Consider the following 20,130-nt stretch of genomic DNA (forward strand, 5'->3'; position numbering starts at 1 on the left):
GGTGGTGGCAAGCTTGGATCGACGTTTGTTGGAAGATGGACTAGCGATTATCGTTTCCAGTCGGGAACGTACAGGAGATCTGTGGCACGCCCATTATGGGGCGGGTGCGATTGCGGCATATTTTTGGTTACGGGAAAATCGTCTCACTGCCCTTGCCGCCGGCAGTGTTACGGCCGAAGCAAAAGCCATGCTTCGCCAGCATGGAATCAGCCCTGGCCAGACCTCTCCGATTGGTGAGATGATGCCCAGGGAAGATGCCGAAGCGCGTATTACGGACGCATTGGATCGAACGATTGGAGAGCTGCACTGGGTTGGGCACCAGGCCATCTACGGGGCAATCAGTCTGAAAGCCATTCGTGAACTGGATGGATGGGGTACTGCAGAGGATATTGGTCGGCTGGTTGAACTGATCGATTCATTCGATCGGACCATCCCGGGAAGATCCTGGATGAACACAACGATGAAAGAAATTCGCAGTCTGAAGCCGGAAAAAAGCGATGGTTTCCCCGAGATTGATGATCCAATTCAGTTGTCACGTTTGATTCTGGATGAACTTGGGGCGTTCCAGACCATCTATCACGCGGAAGCGCATCATGATCTAATCGGTCATATGCTCACCTACGGACATGCGCTTAACATATTATATGAATTGGGTTATCCGGCATTATTCCACAAAGGCATTCCGCCTTTCCTTACTATGGTGAAGGCGCTACGCTTAAGCCGAGATGTGGATATTGAACAGGAGATGCCGACATTGCAATCACCCGTAGATCTGCTGCCACTAGAACGGGCGGAACGATCAGTGGCGCTCCCTCATGAGCTGGAATATTGGCTCACCGACAGACGTTCCCGCGACTGGAACGGAGGTCATGTATTCAAATTCCCGTTCAGCTTCTATCATCATGCCAAGAACGGGGAGCCCGTACCGGAAACATGGGAGAACTTTCGTTATATCATCGCGTGAGTAAAAACATACATTTAAGAAGGGGTGTCCGTAATGACGGACACCCCTTCTAGGCATTATTCTAGTCTACCGAATCGTGGGCAGCCTGCACCTTATTAACGGGGCCAAATTTCAAGGATAAAAAGGATCAGCATGACTCTGGACACCAGCATGTATGGTGATTTTCGTACGGGCTGACGCGCTGCCCATATTCCCCAGGAACTCATAAGTGCAATACTCCCCCAGAACATCCATAAGGAGATGCCTTCGGGTGTAAATAGAAAGGATAGCTTGGGCAGTCCCCTGTTGCCAGCCCCAAGAAGAACAGTGGTCATATAGACGAGGATAAGGAAAAACAACTCGAAGAGCAGGGTTTGCACCCAGAAATAATAGATGTTGAACACTCGTAGCATGATGACTGTGATCAGGATGAACAGGATACCAACGGATAAGAATGTTGCCGCGGTCCATCCAATGAGAGATGTTGTTACAACATCTGTTTCCTGATATAAGACGTACATCGCCAACGCATACATAGCGGGGCCCGCCATATAACTGGTGACAGCAATCCAAAGATAGAAGAAATACCTCTTTTTCATGGTCATATTCATCCTTTATTGTTCGTAGGATTTGAAAGCTGCTTATGTCATATAAACATCATCAGGATGGGTTTGGTTGGACTATCAATAGGAGTTTCTCTCGAGAAATCGACAATTGTCCGCCCCGGACACGACTACATTCATGCGTAATTCATCCCGTTTACCATCAGCGCGAGTGTGAAAAGGCGGTAAAATGGTATTATCGGATCAGCAGCAAGGAAGACACACCGACAGCTCATACGCTAAAGTACAGCCAGCCATGGGGCTGGTTTTTTAATTCGGTGATTGCATCCTTGCCCTGATCGGGTATTAAAGACTAGATATATAAGTTGAACTAACGATTTACACGAGAACGAAGAGGACAGAAATAACCTGAAGAAGCGGAGCTAATAGCTTTCTGCAAGAAAGCTACTTCGTAAGTATACACTGCGCCTTTATCCACGGATTTCTACCTTTATATAAGTGGATCAAGAAAATCCGGGGATAACAGCGATCGGAAGGTTGTTCTGTCATCGAAGTGGCAAGTGTAAATATTCTGTAGTTCAACTTATATAGATAACAGGAGGCTACGTGATATGAAAACAGTATTGTATGTTCCACTGGATGATCGTCCAGCGAATCTGGATGATGTGATTGTGCAAGGGAAAGCAGCCGGTATCCATATCGTTACACCGAACCTGAGTGATATTAAAAATCGTCTGGACTCGGAGAAAACCGTAGATGGCACAACGCTGCTCGGCACCTCCACGCCGGTTTATGGCAAACCGTCCAAGATTCACGACTTTATTCTGAAACATGCTGCCAAAGTCGACGGATTCATTATTTCATCCGATATGCTCGCTTATGGCGGCCTGATTGGTAGTCGTCAGCTCCGTGAAGATGGAGGAGGCGCCTATCCAGAATACGATGATGAGACGACGCGTTTGCTGGATGTGATCCGCGTGATCAAGCAGAAATATCCACGCAAACCCGTATTTGTAATGGACACCATCATGCGTTTGGCTACAACTTCGTTTGCAGATGGCTTGGCGCTTGATGCATATAATGAGTCCCGTGCATTGATGCAGCAGCCACGTCAGACATACACTGAGTTTGAGGATATTATCGAAGGTTATAACCTGTCCCCGGATGGAGTGGAATATGGGACAACGACCTATTTTGATAAAGAACAGTATTACAATACAAGACAGCATAAATTCAAAACAAATCTGTACATTTTAGATCAGCTGGCTCGCACAGGTTATATCGATTTCCTCGCGGTTGGAGTCGACGATGCCAACACGCAGGGTGTTCAGATCAATGAAATCAAATATGTAGAAGCGCGGATCAATGAATGGCTGGGTGGAACCAATGGGCAAAATCCGGATCGTGCTATCATCTTGCCGGATGCAGATGGTTTGGGGCACGCTTTGGTTGCTCGCATGGCGAACCAGTTGTTCCGAGGCGGTGCGAAGACACGTTACGGAGTGAAATATTTTGGTCCTCACGGCAATACCATTATTAACACATATGAATACATGAATGTACACGAGAATGTGGTTCGTCATGTGGATATTGTAGGTGGTGTGCTTGTAGCGGATTCGGCATATCCTGAACCGGAGGTGGTGACGGATGTGAGTGCTGGCTTGGAAAATGAACAGCTAGTGGCTGTAGCAGCCGATCAAGTTGTCCCGTTTGACATGACCTCCGAACTGGATCGTATGACCAAGGGTCACACGGGCAATTCCGGAGACAACATCGACATCGAAATTATTGCCATTACGGCTCTGGATCAGGTGCAGGCTGCGTTGGAGCAATTGACGCTGAATGGGGAGCAAGGTCTGCCTTCGGTGTTGATTGATTTTGTGGGTAAAGGACCAGCGAATGTTGATGTTGCTGAAGCGTTGCTAAACAGTCCATATACCGGACGGGTTCTGGGTTACAGTGCCTGGAATACGCCGGGTAACAAGATCGGTATTGCTGTAGGTATGGGGCAGTCCAGGTACGCGTTGATCACAACAGAGAAGCATGAGCATAAGTTGCGTGATGCGATGAACGCGCATGGCTCGTTGTTGTTTAAGCGTTTCCTGAAGGATTATTACTACAAAGCGGTAGCGATTGCAGAGATTCGCACGTATTCCCGAGCTCATGCGCTGTATACCAACGTGGCTACCCTTTCGGATCAAAATATGTTGCTGTTCAACTCAGAGGAAGACTATGCCCGTTTGCAAACATTGCTTCGTGACTTGATGCAAACTTACACAACGGCACTTGCGAATAAGACAGCCTTCCAGACAGGCAATGTGGCGATCAAGCAGATCTGTGATGGCGAATTGTCTTATGCGACGTATGGCAGTGCGCTGCTGGAATATGCGAATCCTGATTTCATCTGGGGGCGTGCATTTGAGATTACGTTGAACCCGCAGGTTACGCTGAACTAAACTGTTATCTCACCATGGGCTCCTCATGTTTGGGATCATCACTGGTATGACTGTACTGCTTAATCTCGCCATTGTTAAAAATGATATATTGATACTTCGCTTTGAGTTCATCCGCGAATGTTACGGAGGCACCATAAGGTGCTTCAGAACTTTTTGAGGAGTAAGTACCTTGTACTTTGATAAGCTGTTCGGGTGAGTAACCTTTCTGTTCAATCAGGTAAGTGGTTACCTGTTGTTCAGCTTCATTTTTCTTGAGTGGATTACCAATCAATCCGAAGTATGCCCAGCAGGATATCCCGAGTATAACTGCTAAGATGACAACTGAAGTGGCCTTGAATGTTTTACTCATAGGTATTTCTCCTTCTTTTACGTAAGCGACAATGAATTTGATAATAAAATATTAATATATTTGGATATATTTATCAATTCATTGATCTTGATCTTAATGCTTACTTAGGTATCCTTTAAAACGATGATTCCAGAATCGTCTTTTTTCCACCCGAACGACGCCCTTAATCGCACCGAAGTCGTACGGAATACCATCCGCGCTAGGGTTGAAAGGGTGTAAGATTGTATTATCGGATCAATAACAAGGGACGCACCGAAAGCACATACGCTAATGTACAGACCGGCCAGGTGGCCGGTCTTTTTGATGCGGTGAATGTAGTCCCGGTACTGGTTCGGTCGGAATACAGACTCTGAGTTAAAAGGGGGAGTCTACTGCAGCTGCTGCATTGTCGCTGCACGGTGTGGGCAGATCTCAAACTTGCAGCCAAAGGGGGCGAAATGAATGTGTCTATGAGAAATGAAATTAGCACTGCCGTGAGTATCAGTAAAATGAGTACGCTCATTAAAAAAACGCTGAAACAGAAGCTCGCGGTACTTGTCCCAGATTGGGACGGTCGTGTGCTGGATGCACCTGCGTCAGGCGAAGTTTTGGCCGGGCCTTGTGCAGTGGTTGCGTTTGCCGAAGAAGTGCCGAAGTCTGCCTGGGCGGGATACCGAAGGATCATCAAAATCTCCCCATACGCTCGTCCAGAAGATGGTGGCGCTGAACAGGTGGAAGCTTGGTCAGCCCTTCTAATCGAAGGGTTGCACCAGGTAAGGCTGGTGGATGAAGCAGGTGAGGCCTTCACTTGCATCTATTTGGGTTCTTCAGATAGTGATCGGGTGGATGCAGGGTCTGGCATGCTTACGCGCAGTCTGCGGTTCGGAGTGTATGTTCCCGAAGGCTCGGGAGCTGCTCTCGCTTTAACAGGAGACGTGTGGCTAGCTGCGCTTCAAGACTGGACACAGAAAGAGCTTGGCTCGAATTGGTCGGTATATGGTGATGCATGGCCCGGAGGATATGAGATGCCGTCTGTGTTATGGCGATTGGCTGGATGCAGCACGTCTGTGGCGGGGACTTCGGCATTGGAGGTTCGACAACAGTGGATTGGGCATGTGCTCACCGATCATCCGGTGCTAACACGGCAGACCGTTACTCGGTTGGTAGAGCAACTTGCAGTGCAATCTCGTCTTGCCATCACTGAAGCGGGTGGCGAAGAGCACGAAGGTAACACGCGATATATCACAGTGGATGAAGTCACGGCAGACTTACAGACGGATGTGTATCTGAACGGACAGATTCGCCTGACGTTGCAACAGCGGATTCGTCGTCCGGGTACGAATGTACCTTTGATTCGAGAGATTCACCATAGCAAAGGCATGGAGTAAATGTTAGTCGAGAGGAACCTTCTATTAGAGGTTGTTCAAAAAGCCCGCTTTTGATTACAAAGGATGCCTAACGGCATCATCAGCATCGAATATGGAATTCAGCCGAATAAGCATAAGCTTACGAAGTATGTTTCCTTTGGAAACATTGTAGTTGCTCACGTAGTTTTCCCTATGCTCTGCTACTCCATTTCTAACTTCATCCCATCTTCTCGGTACTGAAAACCGATCTTTTTGAACATGCACTTTTAAGAGTGGTTCCAGATTATAGCTTTGAGATGGTGGATGTAGCTTCAACATTATAGCTTCAAATTCATAGGTTCATAGGATCAAAAATTCATAGATCAAGCTTAAAGATCATCGTTTCACGAAATTAGTAGTCCAACAAATGAGGTGAGATGGCAATGGCAAGCTCAGTGAAAAAAAGTAAACAGACAGCCCCACGGTATACACGGGCAGAACTGATGAATCATGCAGAAGCCCTCTTTGCCGTTAAGGCAGAGGTGCTGTACGGTGCGCTGTACGAAGCGGCGCAAGAGACGTTTTCCATTGAAGAAATGCAGGAACGAATTAACCAATTTATGAAAGCGAAGGTGAAGGGATAATGGCAGGTGGAACTTGGGAGCAAACAAATCGTCCGGTCCTTCCGGGCTTATATATGAATTTTCAGGCGGCAGCATCCTCGGCCATTCAAGCGGGTACGCGGGGGACGGTCGTTGTGCCAATCAAGGCCAACTGGGGTCCGGTAGGGACTTTTGTTGAAGTAGGGAGCGAAGCGGCGATTGAACGTATCTATGCGGCGAATGTGCTGGACAACGGTACGGCGTATACTTCCTTGAAACTCGCCCTGTTGGGTGGGCCGAAGAAGTTGCTCGCTTATCGGGTAGCAAGTGCTGCGGCCAAAGTAGCAACGCTTACTTTGAAGGACAGCAGTGATGCCAATGTGCTGCAACTGGACGCGAAGTATCCGGGGGATCGTGCAAATGGATTCTACGTCACCATCCAGCCAGGTGTGATTGATAATACGAAGCATGAAGTGCGCCTTTTTGAAGGTAACCGGATGTTGTATGCGCTCCTGACAGCGGATATTACAGCAGCTTCTCTGGCAAAAGAGATTAACGCGGATGAACAAAATGTCTGGGTAACGGCTCAGTCGATTGGCGATGGTACTGGTGTGGTTGCTACCGTTGCGGGTGCGGCATTCAAAGGCGGCGTAAGTGGCAACGATGACCTGACCAATGCGGAGTATATTGCAGTACAGGGTGCGCTGGAAGGGGAGCAATTCGACGTCTTGGCTTTGGATCAGGCGGCAGATGCACCTCTGCTTGCGAGTTTTGCGGCATGGGTGAAACGTGTGCGTAGTGAAGGTAAACCGGTGGTAGCTGTATTTGGCGGTTCCGCAGCGGATGACACTTCTGCTACAGCAGCACAAAAAGCAGCAGCACGTTCGCTTATGCTCAATCATGAAGGTGTGATTAATGTCGGTACAGGCGTACGCCTTGGAGATGCATTCTACAGCTCCGCAGAAACGTCCGCCTATGTTGCAGGACTGATCGCCGGACAACGTCTGAACCAATCTACAACCTATGCAGCTACTCCGTTCGATGATGTGACACGTCGCTGGACGCGTGCAGAACAGGAGCAGGCGGTACAGAATGGCGTATTTATTTTCTTCCATGATGGACGTCAGGTGAAAGCACTTCGCGGTGTAAACACCCTAGTAACTCCGGCCGCTGGACAGAATAATGCGTGGAAAAAAATCCGTTCCATTCGTGTGTTGGATGCGATCAACACGGATTTGCAGCGCTCCGCGGAAGATACGTATATCGGTAAAGTAAACAATACCGAAGAGGGTCGTCAGGCACTGATTAGTGCCATGAAGGCCTATTTGGCGTTGCTCGCGCAGAGCAATGTGATTGAAGCTGACGGTTATGATGTCATTCTTGACCCGGCGTATTATGGCGCGGCACCAGTTCTCAAACCGGAAGCAGATCAGGTATTCCTGCAATGGAATGTGAAGCTGACCGATGTGATGGAGCAGTTGTTTGGTACATTTTACGTGCAATAAGGTTTCTAGAATAATTACTATATGTTGAACTGATGGTTTACACGATAACGGAGAGGGCAGAAAAAATCTGAAGAAGCGAAGCGCTCGCCTTTATCACCGGATTTTCCCTTTTTGAAAAGGAATCAAAAAAATCTGGGGATAACAGCGATCGGAAGATTGTTCTGACTGCGGAGTTATACCGTGTAATATTTATTAGTTCAACCAACCCAAGGAGGAAAATATATGTTGGATGCGTCAAGAGTAATTCTGGGTACCCATGGTCAGCTACATATCGATGGTGTGTGGCAGACAAACATTAACAAGTTGGAAGCGAGTGTAGAGATTGAAAAGCGTGAGTTGAATCTGGTCGGTAACGACTGGAAGGTGCACAAAAACGGCACGAAAAAAGGAACAGGCACGATGACGGGCTACAAAGTCACTTCGGATATGATCCAGCGCGGCTTCACCAAATTCGAGATTATTTCCAAGCTGAACGACCCTGAATCGTATGGACATGAGAGTGTATTGCTGAGAGGTTGCATGGTGGACAAAATTCAGCTTGCCAACTGGACAGCTGGCGAAGAAGTACCGGAAGAAACAGGCTTTACGTTTGAAGGATTTGAATTGCTGAATCCGATTGTGGCGAACTAAACTTTGAAATAGGCAAGTGATTGAGTTAGTTGCTTAAGCTTGGTTGCATAGTTACTTCATATTAATATGGACACCAATGCAGGCCGAGATGATCTCGGTCTCTTTGTTGTCTCTACAGGCTTGGAAGCTGGCATAGATAAATCCATTTATGAAATAAGAAGGAGATAACACCCGATGAGTATGAATGAAAATATGTCCGAAGAACAGATTTTGGATCAGTTGTTTGAAGCAGCAGAACGTTTGCCAGAGGAGAATGTGCGCATTCAGCGTCTGGATCTGTTGTTGACCTTGCGTGGACTGACGTCTTCCAAAGTGGATCACATTCGCGAACGCTGTACCATTCGAAAAACGACCAAAGGCCGTACCGAGGAAAAGGTGGACACCGAAACGTTTAACGCGCTGCTCATTTCCGAAGCAACGGTGAAATTGAAAGTCCGCAGCCTGGAACTGTCTGGCTGGGGAGACACCCGCATTACTGGCCGTATGAAGCTGTCTGGTGGAGAACAGGCGGTTCGCCGCATGCTGCTGGCTGGTGAATTGGATGCCGTAGGCGATAAAGTGCTGGAGCTGTCCGGCTTCGGTGTGGAGATTGAAGACCTAAAAAACTGATTCACTCCGGCGGGATGACCACGTTCCTGTATCACATGTGGGTGCGTCATCATCTCCGGCCCGGAGAGTTCTGGTCTTTGCCACGTGGGGAGCGCTCGCTGTTAATTGCGTTCTCGGAAGAGGAAATGTCAGCGATAACTTCGCAAATAAATCGATAACAATATAGGGCAGGAGGTGAAAAAATGGCAGAAATGATTGTAGGTTTATCCAAGTCCAATGCGGAAATGCGGACAACCCTTCGTTATCTGGATCAGATCCAACGCTCAACCGAACGTCTGGGCAGAGTTCGTTATCAGAGTCTGATTAAGGTGAACAATGAACTGAGAACGACCGGACGCAGGCTGGAGCATATTTATAGTATGGCTGTGCGAATCAGCAGGCTGCGAATTACACCGACGATTGGGTTGATTGATAAGCTGAGTCCGGCACTGGATCGCGCATGGGTTAAACTGAATAAATTCAGGGACCAGATGGTTACGGCTTCGGGAACAGTATCCCTTGAAGTTCGGCAGAAGATTGAAGTGGCGATGGGTAAAGGAGGGCAAACTGGCCCAACTATGGCTGTCATGATTCAGAACAACAAAAACATTACTAACAATACGAAGGAAGAAGAACCTAAAAAGTGGTGGGAAAAGGCACTAGAAGTAGCTAATAGCATTATGGATGCGTTCAACAATATTGGAGATATTATTGATCGTTTCAAAAAGAAAAAAGAAGATAATCCTGCATCAGATCCAACCAGAAGTCCAGCATCCAAGTGCTGCTGTTGCACAGGTGGGAAGATGGGCAAGAACCGTAGAGTGCGTTCACCGAATGCAGATGGCGGTGGCTCAGATCGTGGCAGACGAAATTATCGAAGTGGTAGAAGGTCAAGTAACCGTTCGAACCGGGGCCCATCACCAGTACCCAATCCTGTACCTGATACTCCAACTCCTCCGGCCGATCGCAACCGTAATAGGGGAGGCGGTAGAAGAATACGAGGAAGCGGTAGATTAGGATTTGCGGATGGTGGATTGGGATCTTTAACCGACATGCTGGCTGGTAATGGATTGATGGATAATTTAAGTAGTGGCTTTGCCAAAGGAGCAAAAAGGTTGCTCGGACCCATCAGCATGCTTGCTGATGTTGCGAATGTAGCGACAGCGCCCCCGGAAGAGCGTGGCCGAGCTGTGGGTTCCATGATTGGCGGCACAGCAGGTACTGCGATTGGTAGCGCCATCGGTAGCGTTCTTTTGCCTGGCATCGGGACATGGGTAGGTGGTGCAGTAGGTGGTTGGGCCGGAAGTGAAGCAGGCGGTTGGATTGGAGACAAAGCGAAGGATATTGGAAACTTTATGTCTAGTGCTACCGAAGGTGTAGGTGATGCATTGTCGGGTGCAGCCGATTACGTCTCTGAGAAAACAAAAAATATCACCGATGGTATATCCAGCTTCTTTGGATTTGGTTCCAAAAAAGAAGAGAAGACGATCTCGGCAGCAACGGTGGCTGCACCGTCTCCAGTTGCAACCGGCCCGCAGATGGCACCTGCCTATATGCCACCTGCACTGACCATGACAGGCCCAGCCGCATATATGAACAGCAAGGTCGGTCAGCCTACATCTGCTGGATTCATGGGAACAAGCATGATGCGGAACCAAGCAATGGCGCTTGGTAACGGTGCGCAGACGAATGGGAAATCTTCCACAATGACGGTACAAATATCCGAAGACCAGATGAGCAGTCTGTCCGGATACTTGAAGGATTTCAAAACAGAAACTACCAATCAGATTGCAATAAATATTCCACCAGGTGCGGTGCAGGTGACTGTGCGCGAAAATGCGATTGATTACGATGCTGTTACCAAGCAGGTCGGACAACGGATTACGGGCGAGTTCCGCCGTGCGATGGAAAACCGAAAAACGATTATGGCCTAAGCAGAAAGGAGGCCGTGTATGTTTGTACTTAAAGATGAAGTAGGTCCTAACAAAATGGCATTTACGCTGAAGGATGGCGGCACTTCATTTCAATTCCCGGTGAACCCGGAAGAGGTGAGTATTTCCAGGTCCAAAGGCTATGAAACGATTAATATGCTGGAGCATGGCGAGTTTGATTTTGCTCAGGGGGAGAAGGTGAAGGAGATCACCTTCTCTTCTTTTTTTCCCAAAGAGTATGATGCCTTCTACTGCATGTACAAAGAAAATTTGCCTGATCCACGCGTGGCGATGAATGTGTTGAACACTTTTCTCATCTCCAAAAAGCCGCTGCATTTCATCATTTCAGAGACGGGCGTGAACGTGCCTGTTTTTATTGTTTCGCTTAATTCGAGCTTTCGTGGGGGGGAGACAGGGGATATTTATTTCGACCTGACCCTACGCACATGGCGGGATTCCAAGGTGGAAAAGGTGGGCTCTGCGGCATCCGGGAGCAAGTCAGGTTCTCGTACCGATTTGAAAAAAACGAGCAAGACCTACACTGTCAAATCTGGTGACTCCCTGTCCAAAATAGCAAAGCTGGAGCTGGGCAGCAGTTCCAAATGGAACGAGATCTACAAGCTTAACGCAAAGATCATCGGCAGTGATCCAAACCGGATCAAGCCCGGGCAAAAGCTGGTGATGCCATGACCTACAAGGTCATTGTCGACAATAAATATGACATCACCAAGCTGGTGGAGACAATTACGCTGAAGGACTCGCTCGACCAGATTGCCTATCAGGCCAACATCCGTTTGGCGGTGTCTGCGTCTTCGGGTCTGCCTTCGATCTCACCCGGCATGGCGGTGCGGATTAACGGGGTTCCTTTTGGCGAAAAATCCATGGTTCATTTGCTGCATCCTGCGGTCATTTGGGAGGTGGAAAGCTCGAACAGCGGCACCAAGCGGCTGTCCCTCACGGTGTACGACCGGATGATTTATCTGGAAAAATCGGAGGACGAGTTCCTGCTGCCGAAAGATCAGACCGCTACGCAACGACTCAAAACCTACGCCAAAGAGTGGAAGATTCCATATGCTACGCTGCCGGAAACCAAGACAAAGCTGGGAAAAGCCGTGTATCGGTCACAGACGATCTTTTCGATGATGTTTGCTGATCTGAAAGAAACGGCGAAGTCCGGCGGGGACATGTACCATCCACGGATGACGCCCGGTGGGTTGCAGCTCTTCAAGGTCGGAAGTAATGCGAAGGTGTATGAGCTGGATCGACTGATTGATCTGACCCAGATGCGTACGCTCGAAGGAGCGGTCACCAAAGTTAAAGTCATGGCAGCGTCGGAGTCTACGAGTGGCAAAGAAGTTCCTTCCAAAGTGCTCGCGATTGAGCAGGATAATGTGGAAGAACTGGGCACATTGCAAAAGCTGGTCGAGGACGATCAGGTGAAATCGACAACCGCGGCGAAAAAACTGGCGAAAAGTCATCTGACGGGTATTCAGGAGACCTTTACGATATCGGCACCGGATATCAATACAATTCGCGCCGGGGACGCAGTGTTGTTGAAAGGACTGAAGCTAATCGTCATGTCGGTCAGCCGTGATCTATCTGCCGGGCCTGGAACGATGACGTTAGAGCTGGGGACGGCTGAGCTGGTGAAAAGGAGGTATTACCTTGAATAAAGATGATCCATATGGGCATTTTGCCGACGTCATGCGGGGTGCGATGAGTACACATTCCCGTCAGGCAGTGAGCGGGCTGGGCGCGGTACTGGGTACGATGACCTCATCCGGCGTGAAGCTGGATGATTTCAAGCACGAAGTGCAGGATTATCTCGTGGCCGAGTTGCCGGGCACGCTTGGACTGCCGGAGCGCGAGGCTGCTGGCGCGATTTCCGGTATACCTGACGTGGCAAACGGCGGAACAACGGGCACGGGACGGTTTCTTTTGCAAGAAGAGGAAGTGGAAGAGGCGGTGTGGTCTCTTGGTAAAGGATTAAAAGCGGGAGATCGTGTGCTGGCGATGCGCGTGAATGGCGGCAATGACATTGTGGTGCTGTGTAAGGTGGTGAGTGCGAATGCCTAGTCTGTTCCCGGAAACGGGAGTGGTATGGGGGGATGAGGAGGATCTGTCGGGGGCGGTTTCGGAAGAGGTACGCTTTGGACGGAGCTGGCGATTTGATTACGATGCAGGGGATTTTGTACTGACCCCAAGTGGTAAAGTCGCTGCGGCTGGTGGGCATGAAGCCTGGGTACAGTGGTGCATTAAGGCCGTGAAAACGCCAAGATACAGACATGTGATCTATTCCCGAAACTACGGTTCGGAGCTGGAGGATCTGGTGGGTCAGGGTGACAGCCGGGGTGTGATGGAAAGTGAGATTACTCGGATGGTGACGGAGACGTTGCTGGCTGATCCACGCACGGATTCGGTAGACCAGTTTACGTTTGATTGGAATCGGGAGCAATGCATGTTCTCGTGCCGGGTGGCGAGTGTGCAGGAAGAGATGTTTATTCTGGAAAGTGAGGTGATCTGACGGGATGGCTGAGATTCCGCGTTATTTGGAGGACCAGACGGAGGAACAGATTATGCAGCGCATGCTGGATCGTCTGCCCGCGGATCTGGATAAGTCGGAGGGTTCGTTCCTGTGGGATGCGGAGGCTCCGGTTGCGTTTATGCTGTCTGAGGCGGCGTTGTGGGCGCAGGAATTACTTCGGCGAGGGTTTGCTAGTACTGCGGCGAGCAGTGATCCGAATTTTCGTTCGGAAGAGCTGGATCTGCGGGCAGGAGAGCACGGCATCACGCGGCGGGCTGCTGTGGCGGCACAAGGTGCAGTGAGGTTCATGGGTACGCCGGGGAAAGTGGTGCCTGTGGGCACGGTCGTGGCTACGCTCGCGGATGAAGTATCTGCTGAAGCTTCGCTCGAATATGAGACAGTGGGACGTTTGGAACTGGATGCAGAGGGTTCCGGGGTGGTAGGCGTGCGAGCGCTTGTTGCCGGAAAAGAAAGCAATGTGCCTGCTGGCACGGTAACTGTGCTTTCTACACCTGTAAGTGGCGTGACTTCTGTCACGAACGTTGATGTGATCAAAGGCGGTGCAGATATTGAGACCGATACGGCGCTGCTGGAACGCTTTTATGCCAAAGTCCGCAACCAAGGGACGAGCGGCAACAAATCGCAATATGTGCAATGGGCCAGTGAAGTGCCAGGGGTTGGTGCAACGCGGGTTATTCCGTTATGGCAGGGGCCAGGCACGGTGGGATTGTATCTGCTGGATACGGACAAACGTGCTGCGGGTAACGATTTGGTGGCGGCCGTACAGAAGTACGTAGATCCAACGCAGGATGGACAGGGTGAAGGCGTTGCACCGGCGGGGCCAGTGGTGTCCGTGATGCCAGCCGTGGAAGTGCCGATGAATATTCAGGTGAAGCTGACTCTTGCTAGTGATGCAACGTTGGCCGATGTACGAGCATTGATCGAACGCGGGGTGACCGCGTATCTGAAACAGTTGGCTTTTGCTGATCCACTCGTTCGTTACACCCGCATTGCCGCGATTCTGCTGGACATTCCGCCGATTATCGACTATTCGGAGCTGACCGTGAACGGTGTAAGTGACCAGAATATCGAGATGACCGCGAGCCAGGTGGCCGTGCTGGGGACGGTGGATGTGCATGAGTAGTGTTGGGCAGATGGTGGATGAGAAAGTAGTTTGGGAGTGGGGAGGCCTAGGGAGGTTGGGAGAAGTACGCCGATCTGAGTTAGAGCTGGTGAGCGAGACGTTTCATGATGGTGTGCAAGGAAGGGAGGGGACAGGGCATGAGTGCTCCTTCTATTGTAGATGTTGGACTGACGAGTGAGAAAGGGCGGGAGCTGTTCTCATATTTGCCAAGGTATTACGAGACTTCGCGTGTCATGCAGGCCGATATGCAGGCCAAAGGCAGTGAAATGGATCTGCTGTACCAGGCGCTGGATGAGACGCTGGAGCAGTTTTTTGTCCGCACGGCGACGTGGGGGCTGGACTTCTGGGAAGAAGAGCTTGGCATTGAGACGGATCGTCTCAAACCTGTGGAACAGAGGCGTGCGGTAGTGGAGTCGAAGCTGCGTGGTGCCGGAAAGTTTTCGGGGAGACAAGTTGTGAATGTGGCTGAGGCATATGCCGGGGGAAAAGTGGATGTAACATTTCAGCCGGAAGTGTGGAGTTTTACGGTGAGCTTTGTGGATACGAGGGGCACCCCGCCCAATATTAATGATCTGAAGCGAGCAATTGAAGAATTGAAACCGGCCCACATGGCCGTGAAATATAAATATCGCTATCTGGTCTGGGATGATCTGGACGACAAACAGATGACATGGGACGAACTCGATGCCGCGTCCTTGACGTGGAATGAACTGGAGGTGTGGGCGTAATGCCAAAAGAAACAGATCGACTGAAATTGCCTCTTCCATTAGGGAACGAGAATGTAACCCGGGAGAGTATTAACGGGATTTTTGAAAAGATTGATGCAGGTGTTGCGACACGTGAATCCATCCTTATACCTGCGGAATCTGATCTTAATAGCTATATTACAGAAGGGGAATATTATTGTCCTGCTAATGCTACTGTAGAAACCTTGCTTAATTCCCCAACAGGAGAGGCGTTTCACTTGACTGTAGAGCCTCATGCGGGAGTGTTGCAAACCCTGACCACCTTCCAGCCTGGCAACTTAGAGGTTTTTCAAAGAAACTACTATTTTGGTTGGGGTCCATGGAATAAAGTACCTACTAGAGACGAACTTGAAGTGATACTGCCCCAGGCTGACGAGAATGCTCAGGCGGCTGTTAACGTCGCTGTTAAACCTATAATTGAAAGTTATTCGCCCAACCTCGTGAAGAATTCCGCCGCATTATTCGGTTTAGATTTTTGGGAGAACACCGGGAGTCAGCTCACTTGGACGACTAGCAAAGGTGCTAAAACATTAAAATATTTTGTGATGTCATCAACCGTACAACAAGGATCAACAGCCCTTTTGCATTCGGAAAGTATAAGCGTCAATCCAGGCGCACACAGGTTTCAGGGTGTTTTTTACACGTTAGGCATGACAACAGATTCCTTGCGTTTAGATGTGATGGACCCAAGAACAGATGATGTAATACGGACACTTATACCAGAGCGAAACACGGATTGGCACCGCAAGTCATCGGTGGTTACAATTCCAGCCGGGCTGTTCAGCGTTAAAATACGGCTGACCGTTAGCGGCATGGGCGGAGCTGTGACAAACTCAGCTAAAGGAATCACTAGAATCAAACTTTCGGAAGGTTCAGCCGATGTGCCTTACAGCGCCGAGGGTGATGATTTGGCACTGTACGAGTCAAGCAAACAAAAAACTCCATGGGGGGCGCTATAGATGGCAGATACAGCAGTTAAATTATTTGGCGGCACACTCCCGACTACGCCGACAGTTGCTTACACCGGAAAAGCGAATACGACATGTATCCTTAAATCAATAGTGATTTGTAATTTTAGTAGCGTGACCAATTATGTTTCTATACGACTAAGTGGCAATCGATATTTGGTTGGCGGGAGACCTTTAAAACCGTATGAAACTTTAGTTGTACCGGTAACCGACCTCGTTATTAACCCATCGGAAACGTTCGAAATATGGAGCGGTGTAAATAGTGGATTCGTAAATGCTAGGATATCCGCTATTGAACGAGACGGGTCCCCTGCAACTTTGGGGTTAAGTCCCAGTCGCGTAACATTGAATACAGGCATTACATCAATAACTACGTCCGCCTCCGCTAAAAGGCTGGTAAAATCCTTTGTGATTACCAATTATGACGGGGGAACAAGAACTGTAACTGTCCGGTTTGGCGCTTCTGGGGATGCCAACAACCTAATAGGAAACTATAAGATATCCGGGTACGATACTGTTTTAATACCGTTTGCTGACATCATACTCACTTCTGGTGAATGGGTAGAAGGTTTTGCTGATAGCTCAAGTGTGGTTGTTGTCCACGCCGTTACTCAGGTGGTGACATAATGCCGACACTTGATAATTTCTCACTGAGCAATCACGGGTTGGGTGGTCCTTCGCTTGAACTCGAATCAACGTTAAATGGGACGTTGAACATCGTAGCTGAAGACGGCACTGCGAGGAATTCGCCTTCAAACAGTTATACAAAGATTAAAGCTATTCAAGTAGGATACAAGGGGAAGTACAGGATAACAACCAATACAAGCGCAAGCACTTCGATAACTGGTTGTAAGATCGCTATTTTTGTAAATGGGGTTTATCAAGGGGTTAGTTTTGATGTTCCGATAGGTTCAGGAGGTCAAACCTTTGAGGTGACGGTAAACGCCGGGGATTCCATAGAAGTGTGGGTGTATCATACAGGCGGAAACTCGTTTAATGTAAGCCGTGTTACTCTTTATTCTTCTTTAGCGCCCGTAGGGAAAGTCACGCTTTCTTGATCTTAAAAGGAAAGCACAAGCGAGTGGAACGGTAGAGAGATAGCAGGGGGAAAGGGTGTGACGTTGTGAGCCGGGAAAGCTTATACTGTTGTCTGTTAAAACCCGAATAAATATATTCAGGAAAGGAAGTGAAAATACAATGCAAACAGGAATGAGAATTATATATATGATCAATACGGTGAAATTGTAGCTTCAATTTGGCAAGGTGACGGTTCGACACGAAACGAGATTACGAAATTGGAACACATTGATCTGGAATATGATGAGACGCCTTAACATTTTTAGAATTGTGAAAATTGATCCTTAAACAAAACTGCCAGTGCTGGAAAGGATTCATACCGAACTGACAGTGGAAGAGAACATAAAAGAATTGGAAGACCAAATTTTGCTCATGGCTAATGAAAATACAGGAGCGATTTTGTAATGGTTAACCAAGTGGCTGTAAGGAATGCAACGGAAAAAATCTTGGACAAAGGACTTTATCCAAAAACGGGTCAGCTGTACTTGTTGGATGACATCACCAATGCTGATTATCGGCAAGCAGTCGAGGATTACATTTTAGAACAAACTGAAGGGATTTAATGAGCGTACCTAAGTGGTGCGCTATTTTTATGCTCTAGAGCCGTCAGGGGCTTTCATATTGAATTCAGGGGGAGTTGATTTGGAGACAAGTAGGTAAATGTATTTTGGCAGCAGGTAGCTCAGCGGCTTCATATATAGGACACGAAAAATCGGATGCCAGTCCGGTGTCATATAGAAACGATACCTTTTGTAAAAATATTCAACCCCCAAGGAGGTGAACCATGAGCATAAACCACTTAACCGACTCTATCTCTACAACACTAACTCAGCACTTCCCGAACATCCCGATCCTTCCCCAGACGGGCACTGGTTCCACCCCTGGCATATCCTACCGCCTGCTTTCCGCTCAACTCACCCGGGAACGCAGCGATCGCTTTGTGCAATCTCACGTCTTTGAAATTTGCTGGCTAGAAGCAGACAATATCCCGGCTACCCTACCGGACCAGCTGTTTGAAGCATTGGAAACCATCGACGTGGAGGGCACACCTTATCGCGCAACAGAGCTACGTTGGGAGACGGAGAACGATACTCCGCGAATGCTGGTGTACTATACCATGCGAACCACTAAAGTGTCGGAGTCCGCCGCTACCATGCAAAAACTGGAACAGCGACCTACCGCACTTAAAGCTACGAGAGAATAACTAAACAAATGAGGGGATCAGTATGAAAGGAATAGGAGGCGCATTGGCAATGTTTACGAAAAAAGAACCGGACCCTAAAAAACCGGAAGCTCAACAGAAAAACAACCAGAAATACAGCAAAGCACAGTTCGCTGAATCCCGACAACTTAGCCGGATGGAGAAAGATATTTTGGCAGCAGTTCTGCTGGAACAAGAAACATACACCTTACAAGAAGCACAGCAACACATCCAACAATTTATGAATGGGGAGGCACAATAATGGCTGGAGGAACATGGACGACACAAAACAAGGTACGCCCCGGCGTATATATGAATTTTGCATCGGAGGGCTCATTGCCGGGTACGGTAGGGGAACGGGGAACGGTGGCTTTGGCACTTCCATTGTCATGGGGACAAGCTGGCACAATCCTGACGGTACAAGCAGGTGAAGATGTACAAGCCAAGTTGGGCTATGACTGGACAGCGCCGCAATTGTTGCTGATCCGCGAGGCATTGAAACGGGCGCAGACCTTGCTTCTGTATCGAACCAATGCAGGGACCAGAGCCAAGGCAACCTTGGACAAGCTAACTGTGACAGCCCAACACGGCGGCGTACGTGGTAATGATCTGGCTGTTGTAGTCTCCGCGAATATCAATGAACCGGAACAATTGGATGTCTCCACTTTGCTTGCAGGTAAAGAAGTGGACAAACAAACCGCGTCCACCATCGAAGCTCTGGAATCCAACGCATACGTCACATTTACTGGTGAAGGTGCACTTACAGCTACAGCTTCACTTCCACTAACAGGTGGATTGGATGGTACAGCAACGAACCAGGAGCATTCCGATTTCCTGACCAAGCTGGAAGTACTGGATTTTAACACGGTCGGCCTGATTTCAGATGATGCCACACTCAAGTCAGTCTACACAGCTTACATCAAGCGTTTGCGTGATACCGAGGGCAAGAAAGTGCAACTCGTTCTGTCCGATTATCCTGCTGCAGATCATGAAGGCATTATCAGTATCAAAAATGGTGTTGTGCTCGCAGATGGTACGGTCCTGTCACCAAAACAAACCGTAGCATGGACTGCCGGTGCAACAGCGGGTGCTAACCTGAATGAATCCCTGACGTTCCGTGCGTATGACGATGCCGTGGATGTGAACGGACGACTGACACATAGCGAGACAGAAGCAGCATTGCGTAATGGCGAGTTTGTGTTTACGGCGAGCAGCAACCGCGCAGTGGTAGAGCAGGATGTGAATACATTCCGTTCCGTAACACCGGATAAGGCACGTCATTTTGCCAAAAACCGTGTGGTGCGTGTACTCGATGGCATCGCTAACGATATGAAACGGATTTTCGAATCCTACTATATCGGCAAAGTGAACAACAACGAAGATGGGCGCAGCCTGTTCCGTTCCCAATGTGTTACCTACCTGAAGCAGCTTCAGGATATTGGGGCGATTCAAAATTTTGATTCCAAAACAGATATCACTGTTGCTCCGGGCAATGAAACCGACAGCATTCTGATCGAGATTCAGGTCCAACCTGTGGATTCCGTTGAAAAAGTATATATGAAAGTGAAGGTGGTTTAA

23 protein-coding genes are annotated in these 20,130 nt (G+C 48.8%); 21 read left to right on the forward strand and 2 right to left on the reverse strand.

Annotated features, from left to right (window positions below):
* Positions 1 to 4: 4 nt before the first annotated feature.
* Positions 5 to 964 carry a hypothetical protein gene (locus tag AC4E8D_RS06305; RefSeq protein ID WP_221819072.1) on the forward strand — a complete coding sequence of 320 codons (960 nt, stop codon included), beginning with the start codon at positions 5 to 7 and terminating at the stop codon, positions 962 to 964.
* Between the two features lie 95 nt (positions 965 to 1,059).
* Here the strand turns inward: AC4E8D_RS06305 and AC4E8D_RS06310 are convergent, their stop codons facing one another.
* Positions 1,060 to 1,542 (reverse strand): hypothetical protein, encoded by a 483-nt coding sequence (locus AC4E8D_RS06310; RefSeq protein WP_221819073.1) that lies wholly within the window; start codon positions 1,540 to 1,542, stop codon positions 1,060 to 1,062.
* 575 nt (positions 1,543 to 2,117) lie between these two features.
* Between AC4E8D_RS06310 and AC4E8D_RS06315 the strand changes: the two genes are divergently transcribed.
* Positions 2,118 to 3,962, forward strand: coding sequence for a DUF4127 family protein (locus AC4E8D_RS06315; RefSeq protein ID WP_221819074.1), 1,845 nt, complete (start codon positions 2,118 to 2,120; stop codon positions 3,960 to 3,962).
* A gap of 4 nt (positions 3,963 to 3,966) precedes the next feature.
* Here the strand turns inward: AC4E8D_RS06315 and AC4E8D_RS06320 are convergent, their stop codons facing one another.
* Positions 3,967 to 4,311, reverse strand: coding sequence for a YfjL-like protein (locus tag AC4E8D_RS06320; RefSeq protein WP_221819075.1), 345 nt, complete (start codon positions 4,309 to 4,311; stop codon positions 3,967 to 3,969).
* A 443-nt stretch (positions 4,312 to 4,754) separates the two neighbouring features.
* Between AC4E8D_RS06320 and AC4E8D_RS06325 the strand changes: the two genes are divergently transcribed.
* The 19 genes from AC4E8D_RS06325 to AC4E8D_RS06415 all read left to right on the forward strand — a co-directional run bounded on the left by AC4E8D_RS06325 (position 4,755) and on the right by AC4E8D_RS06415 (position 20,130).
* Positions 4,755 to 5,678: a hypothetical protein gene (locus AC4E8D_RS06325; RefSeq protein ID WP_221819076.1), complete on the forward strand. Its 924-nt coding sequence runs from the start codon at positions 4,755 to 4,757 to the stop codon at positions 5,676 to 5,678.
* Between the two features lie 401 nt (positions 5,679 to 6,079).
* Positions 6,080 to 6,280 (forward strand): YqzN/YkzM domain-containing protein, encoded by a 201-nt coding sequence (locus AC4E8D_RS06330; RefSeq protein ID WP_221819077.1) that lies wholly within the window; start codon positions 6,080 to 6,082, stop codon positions 6,278 to 6,280.
* Entirely contained in the window at positions 6,280 to 7,743 is a 1,464-nt protein-coding gene (locus tag AC4E8D_RS06335; RefSeq protein ID WP_221819078.1) for a phage tail sheath subtilisin-like domain-containing protein, read from the forward strand. The genes AC4E8D_RS06330 and AC4E8D_RS06335 overlap by 1 nt, the downstream gene beginning before the upstream one ends.
* A gap of 222 nt (positions 7,744 to 7,965) precedes the next feature.
* On the forward strand, positions 7,966 to 8,373 hold the full coding sequence (locus tag AC4E8D_RS06340) for a phage tail tube protein (protein WP_221819079.1): 408 nt from the start codon (positions 7,966 to 7,968) through the stop codon (positions 8,371 to 8,373).
* 174 nt (positions 8,374 to 8,547) lie between these two features.
* The gene (locus AC4E8D_RS06345; protein WP_017690174.1) at positions 8,548 to 8,982 is read left to right on the forward strand and encodes a phage tail assembly chaperone; all 435 of its coding nucleotides are present in this window, start codon (positions 8,548 to 8,550) and stop codon (positions 8,980 to 8,982) included.
* 182 nt (positions 8,983 to 9,164) lie between these two features.
* Complete coding sequence (locus AC4E8D_RS06350) at positions 9,165 to 10,895, forward strand: hypothetical protein (protein WP_221819080.1); 1,731 nt, start codon at positions 9,165 to 9,167, stop codon at positions 10,893 to 10,895.
* 54 nt (positions 10,896 to 10,949) lie between these two features.
* The gene (locus AC4E8D_RS06355) at positions 10,950 to 11,582 is read left to right on the forward strand and encodes a LysM peptidoglycan-binding domain-containing protein (protein ID WP_221819328.1); all 633 of its coding nucleotides are present in this window, start codon (positions 10,950 to 10,952) and stop codon (positions 11,580 to 11,582) included.
* Positions 11,579 to 12,565: an XkdQ/YqbQ family protein gene (locus tag AC4E8D_RS06360; protein WP_221819081.1), complete on the forward strand. Its 987-nt coding sequence runs from the start codon at positions 11,579 to 11,581 to the stop codon at positions 12,563 to 12,565. Before AC4E8D_RS06355 ends, AC4E8D_RS06360 begins: the two co-directional genes overlap by 4 nt.
* On the forward strand, positions 12,558 to 12,968 hold the full coding sequence (locus AC4E8D_RS06365) for a hypothetical protein (RefSeq protein ID WP_221819082.1): 411 nt from the start codon (positions 12,558 to 12,560) through the stop codon (positions 12,966 to 12,968). Before AC4E8D_RS06360 ends, AC4E8D_RS06365 begins: the two co-directional genes overlap by 8 nt.
* The gene (locus tag AC4E8D_RS06370; RefSeq protein ID WP_047841940.1) at positions 12,961 to 13,416 is read left to right on the forward strand and encodes a DUF2634 domain-containing protein; all 456 of its coding nucleotides are present in this window, start codon (positions 12,961 to 12,963) and stop codon (positions 13,414 to 13,416) included. The genes AC4E8D_RS06365 and AC4E8D_RS06370 overlap by 8 nt, the downstream gene beginning before the upstream one ends.
* A 4-nt stretch (positions 13,417 to 13,420) precedes the next feature.
* Entirely contained in the window at positions 13,421 to 14,560 is a 1,140-nt protein-coding gene (locus AC4E8D_RS06375; protein ID WP_221819084.1) for a baseplate J/gp47 family protein, read from the forward strand.
* A gap of 137 nt (positions 14,561 to 14,697) precedes the next feature.
* Positions 14,698 to 15,288 (forward strand): YmfQ family protein, encoded by a 591-nt coding sequence (locus AC4E8D_RS06380; protein ID WP_221819085.1) that lies wholly within the window; start codon positions 14,698 to 14,700, stop codon positions 15,286 to 15,288.
* Positions 15,288 to 16,265 carry a pyocin knob domain-containing protein gene (locus AC4E8D_RS06385; protein ID WP_221819086.1) on the forward strand — a complete coding sequence of 326 codons (978 nt, stop codon included), beginning with the start codon at positions 15,288 to 15,290 and terminating at the stop codon, positions 16,263 to 16,265. The genes AC4E8D_RS06380 and AC4E8D_RS06385 overlap by 1 nt, the downstream gene beginning before the upstream one ends.
* Positions 16,266 to 16,901, forward strand: a complete 636-nt coding sequence (locus AC4E8D_RS06390) for a hypothetical protein (protein ID WP_221819087.1) — start codon at positions 16,266 to 16,268, stop codon at positions 16,899 to 16,901.
* Positions 16,901 to 17,332 (forward strand): hypothetical protein, encoded by a 432-nt coding sequence (locus tag AC4E8D_RS06395; protein WP_221819088.1) that lies wholly within the window; start codon positions 16,901 to 16,903, stop codon positions 17,330 to 17,332. The genes AC4E8D_RS06390 and AC4E8D_RS06395 overlap by 1 nt, the downstream gene beginning before the upstream one ends.
* 423 nt (positions 17,333 to 17,755) lie before the next feature.
* Positions 17,756 to 17,914 carry a hypothetical protein gene (locus AC4E8D_RS06400; protein ID WP_221819089.1) on the forward strand — a complete coding sequence of 53 codons (159 nt, stop codon included), beginning with the start codon at positions 17,756 to 17,758 and terminating at the stop codon, positions 17,912 to 17,914.
* A gap of 221 nt (positions 17,915 to 18,135) precedes the next feature.
* Positions 18,136 to 18,555 carry a phage tail terminator family protein gene (locus AC4E8D_RS06405; protein ID WP_339307230.1) on the forward strand — a complete coding sequence of 140 codons (420 nt, stop codon included), beginning with the start codon at positions 18,136 to 18,138 and terminating at the stop codon, positions 18,553 to 18,555.
* A gap of 49 nt (positions 18,556 to 18,604) precedes the next feature.
* Positions 18,605 to 18,814: a YqzN/YkzM domain-containing protein gene (locus AC4E8D_RS06410; protein WP_221819091.1), complete on the forward strand. Its 210-nt coding sequence runs from the start codon at positions 18,605 to 18,607 to the stop codon at positions 18,812 to 18,814.
* Entirely contained in the window at positions 18,814 to 20,130 is a 1,317-nt protein-coding gene (locus AC4E8D_RS06415; protein ID WP_221819092.1) for a phage tail sheath family protein, read from the forward strand. Before AC4E8D_RS06410 ends, AC4E8D_RS06415 begins: the two co-directional genes overlap by 1 nt.

It is taken from the genome of Paenibacillus sp. SRL342, from assembly GCF_984798905.1.